Below are 878 nucleotides of genomic sequence, written 5' to 3'. Positions count from 1 at the left end.
AGCCAGATGTCCCCTGCCGGTGGCAGGTAGAACACGGCGAACGAGCGGTGAATGTCGTCGTCGTCGGACCATACCGGGACGACGGCCAGCGCGGCCCCGGTGTCGGCGTTGATCCACTGGGCCCGGGGCAGCGGCTCTTCGTGGAGTTCCGGATCCAGGAATGGTGCGGTGCCCTTGCCCCAGCGCTGCTCGAAGCGTTCGTGGAAAGCCGGCAGCAAGGGAGAGTCGAAGCGGTGCCATGCACTCATTTATGTGTCCTTCCTATCGGGGTGGTTCCCACCGCAGTGGACCGGCGACGATGGGCGGCTGCCCGTGGGTAGGTGCGCCCGGCCTGTACACGCGCGCCCCGGTGGAGGGGCCGGGATGGGATGCCGCTGCGCCCGCCTTTGCCAGCAGGCCGCGGTCGTAGCGGGCCCGCCGGGCCGGGTCCGCCAGCACGGTGTAGGCATCCATGATCTGCCTCAACTGCTCACTCTCCCGGGACGCTTGCTCGGCCGTGGCCGGCGACGGGCGGGTGTCCGGATGGTGGCGGCGCATCAAGGACCTGTAGGCGCGGGTCACTTCCGCGCCGGTCGCTTCGGGACCCACATGCAGCACAGCATAAAAATCCGGCGAACCAGTCACGACTGCTCACACGTCCTCTCAGCCTCGTGGCCCCGGCCACCAGCGCGAGGCGTCCATGGGTGGTTGGGGCGGTCCCCGGCCATGGTTTGCCGGGGACCGCCGGTACGGGAAGGCAGGGACAAGCGGCCACTTTTCAATGCGCGTACGGCGCTGTGGCGTGCCGTATGGCTACCGCCTTTTTCCATGACAGCCGCCGCGCTGCCTTCCCGGTCTCGGGAAATGTCTTTGCCCCAAGGCAGTTTAGGCATTGACGG

General features: G+C 68.0%; 1 protein-coding gene and 1 pseudogene. Both read right to left on the bottom strand.

The genetic code is table 11. The features are described 5' to 3' along the window. Window positions 1-248: pseudogene (locus G6034_RS19420) on the bottom strand (hypothetical protein); the annotation flags it as partial. Window positions 249-261: 13 nt separating this feature from the next. After that, window positions 262-624, bottom strand: a complete 363-nt coding sequence (locus G6034_RS19415) for a DnaJ domain-containing protein (protein ID WP_176636743.1) — start codon at window positions 622-624, stop codon at window positions 262-264. Window positions 625-878: the final 254 nt, after the last annotated feature.

The organism is Arthrobacter wenxiniae, assembly GCF_013376105.1.
In the GTDB taxonomy this organism is placed as follows: Bacteria; Actinomycetota; Actinomycetes; order Actinomycetales; family Micrococcaceae; genus Specibacter; species Specibacter wenxiniae.
Note: the sequence above shows the minus strand (reverse complement) of the source record. Positions and strands in the feature narration are given on the sequence as shown.